Annotated in this window: 1 protein-coding gene; it reads left to right on the forward strand. The window is 48.6% G+C overall.

From position 1 onward, the window contains the following. Positions 1-3,631 (forward strand): alpha-2-macroglobulin family protein (locus WBA23_RS08685; protein ID WP_424581882.1); only part of this gene is annotated, 3,631 nt, incomplete at both ends.

A 3,631-nucleotide genomic window follows, 5' to 3' on the forward strand; every position in this document is an offset into this window, starting at 1 on the left:
CGTACTATTGAGTTTCTACCCGAAGTGCCCCTACTCAGTGGGCAGCGTTATCAAGCGAACTTTGATTTGGAAGAAGTGCTAGAAGTGCCCGATGCGTTTGAATCATTTGCTTTTAGCTTTCAGATAATCCGACAGAACTACTCGGTAGAACTTATTGGTTTGACTGCCCAGGCTGAAGACGAGTTAGTAAAACAGGAACTACACGGCACATTACTTACCGCTGATGCTGCTTCGGCTACGGCGGTTGAGCAGATGCTAACCGCTCAACAAGCAGATCGCTCCCTTTCTATTCGGTGGGAACACGCTGCTGATAATCGTAGCCATGCTTTTATAGTTGATGAGGTAGTTCGTCAGGAGAGCCAATCTGCCATCACCATACAAAGCTCCGGTGGTCCCTTATCTCTTCCGAAGTCCCCATCTTTTACAGTAGACGTACCCTCTCGTTCTGCATTTGAACTTCTCAATTATCGGGTAGTAGAAGATTCTGAACAATACTTGGAACTACGCTTCTCCGATCCACTTCAGCCCAGCCAATCGTTAACCGGTCTGGTTCAGCTAAACCAAAAAGAAAAAGAAGAGGGGGAGCTTCGTTTTGTTTTAGATAGAAACATTGTGAAAGTGTATTCGGCTAACCGCCTAACCGGAGCAAGAAGGATTACGGTTAACGAAGGTATCCGAAATACGGAGGGAAAACCTTTCCCGTCTTCCGTAGAATTAGATGTGGAATTTGAAGAAGTAAAGCCAGCGGTGCGATTGCAACAAGCCGGAGTTATCCTGCCAACCACCCAAGGAATGGTACTACCGTTTGAAGCAGTTAACCTTAAATCGGTAGACGTAACGGTGGTACGTATTTTCGAGGAAAACATCGCTCAGTTTTTTCAAGTGAACCAGTACGATGGTCAGCAAGAACTAAGGCGGGTAGGCCAACCCGTAGCCCAGCAGGAGATCTCGCTTAACGGATCAGGCGTTACGGATTTGGGTAAGTGGAACCGCTTTACACTAGATTTACAAAAGCTGGTAGCCGCCGAGCCGGGAGCAATGTATCAAGTGATCATCGGGTTCCGGCAGCACCAAACTACCAACGACTGCGGGAATCAAGCAAATCAAATCGAAAGTTATTCGCCTTTTACTACCGACAATTGGGGTGACTCGGATCGTATGTTTCGAGAAAGCTACGGAGACTATTACTATACCCGCAACTATAATTGGGAAGAACGCGATAATCCTTGCTCGCCTTCTTACTACGGGGGGCGGCGCAGCATACGGAAAAACTTGTTAGTATCGAATTTAGGACTCATCGCCAAGAAAGAAGGCGATCACCAGTATCGTCTTGCAGCGACCAATTTGCAAACTACCGAACCTCAATCAGGGGTAAATATCAAATTGTTAGATCTTCAACAGCAAGTATTAGCCGAAGGAAGTACCGACGGTGACGGATGGTGGCAGGTTACAGTAGATAAACAACCATTTTTGGCAGTGGCTGAAGAAAACGGGCAAAAGAGCTATTTGCGATTAGATGATGGCACGGCGCTCTCCCTCAGTAATTTCGATGTGGCGGGTCAGTCGGTAGCCGAAGGAATAAAGGGGCTCTTGTACGGCGACCGGGGCGTATGGCGACCGGGCGACTCATTGCATCTCAACTTTATTTTAGAAGACCGGGCAGAACGTTTACCCCGCAACCATCCGGTAGTCTTTGAGCTATCCAATCCCCAGGGACAGACCATACAGCGAATTGTTCGCACCGATGGAGTGGAGGGGATTTATAATTTCAGCACGGCTACCGCCGCCGATGCACCTACGGGCAATTGGCTGGCGAAAGTAACGGTTGGTGGTGCGGTCTTCACTAAAACAACCCGGATAGAAACGGTCAAACCCAACCGCCTGCGGGCTGATCTTGATTTTGGCACTTCCCGCCTAACGGCTCGAGATCAGCAAGTAACCGCCGACTTATCGGTGGCTTGGCTTAACGGGGCAACCGCTCGCAATTTAAAGGCGCAGTACGAGCTACTGTTAACGCCCCGATCTACTACTTTCGCTCAGTACCCCAGTTACCACTTCGATGATCCAGCCACCGATTTTGAGCAAGAAAGAAGGGAAGTATTCGATGGAAGAGTGAATTCTGAAGGAAACGTATCATTTCGGGTAGACCTATCTACCGAAGGATCACCCCCCGGTACGTTAGATGCAACGTTTATTGGGAAAGTCTTTGAAGAAGGCGGTAACTTCAGCACCGATCAACAAACGTTACCTTATTATCCGTACCGCTCCTACGTTGGCATGAAACTACCCGAAGGACAAGGCTGGGGTGGTTCGCTAAACGCCAATACTACTCACTCGGTTGATGTAGTGGTCGTTGACGCTTCCGGCAGTTCAATATCCCGAGATAACCTGGAGGTGAGTCTGTACGAACTAGAGTGGCGGTGGTGGTGGGATCAGTCAGATCGGTCATTAGCGCAGTACGTAAACAACACCTACCGTAAACCAGTACAATCGGATGTAATTGATGCCCCGGATGGAATGGCTACCTGGCAGCTAAAAGTAGCCGACGATTCTTGGGGAAGATACCTATTTCGCGTGTGTGATCCAGTATCAGGACATTGTACCGGAAAAATCGTTTATCTGGATTCACCTTACGCACGCGAAGGAGAAGATAAGCCGGATGGAGCCACAATGCTCACCTTTTCCTCCGATAAAGATACGTATCAGGTAGAAGAAGAAGCTATGCTGCACTTACCTGCTCAGGCTGGCAGCCGCTTTTTAATAAGCTTAGAAAACGGTAGTCAAATTCTGGAAACCCATTGGCTGGAGGTGGAAGAAAGCGACGTAGCCAGCGATAGTAGTGCCGTATTTACTTTTGAGGTAACTGAAGAAATGGTGCCGAATGTGTACGCAAACGTAACCATGCTGCAACCCCACAGGCAGACTGCCAACGATCTGCCCATTCGAATGTACGGGGCAATTAACCTCAACGTAGAAAATCCTGAAACCCTTCTTCAGCCAGTCATTAAGATTTCTACCGAGCTGGAACCGGAAGGTGAGATGACCATAGAAATTTCTGAAGCTAATGAGCGAGAGATGGCGTATACGGTAGCCGTAGTAGACGAAGGGTTGTTGGATATAACTAACTTTACGACCCCTCAGCCACACACCTATTTCTACGCTCGGGAAGCCTTAGGAGTAAAGACCTGGGATTTGTACGACTACGTAATTGGGGCTTACGGCGGTGAGTTGGAGCGGATTTTAGCGGTGGGAGGCGATGCTTCTCTAGCAGAAGTAAGCGACCGTAAGGCTAATCGCTTTAGCCCAGTAGTAAAATTTCTAGGCCCCTTTTATCTGGATGATGACGAAGCAAACGAGCACACGTTCACACTGCCCAATTACGTGGGTTCGGTGCGGGTGATGGTGGTAGCTGCCTACGAAGGTGCTTACGGTAGTGCCGATACCACCGCAACAGTTAGTAAACCGCTGATGGTACTTGGTACACTGCCACGAGTGTTGAGTCCGGGGGAGGAAGTGCAACTGCCGGTCACGGTATTCGCAATGGATAACTCGGTAAAAGATGTACGGGTTAATGTGAATACCAATACGCTGATTGATCACCAGAGAACAAATAGCCGAGAGATGTTCTTTT

This window comes from Tunicatimonas sp. (assembly GCF_049647865.1).
GTDB lineage: Bacteria > Bacteroidota > Bacteroidia > Cytophagales > Cyclobacteriaceae > Tunicatimonas.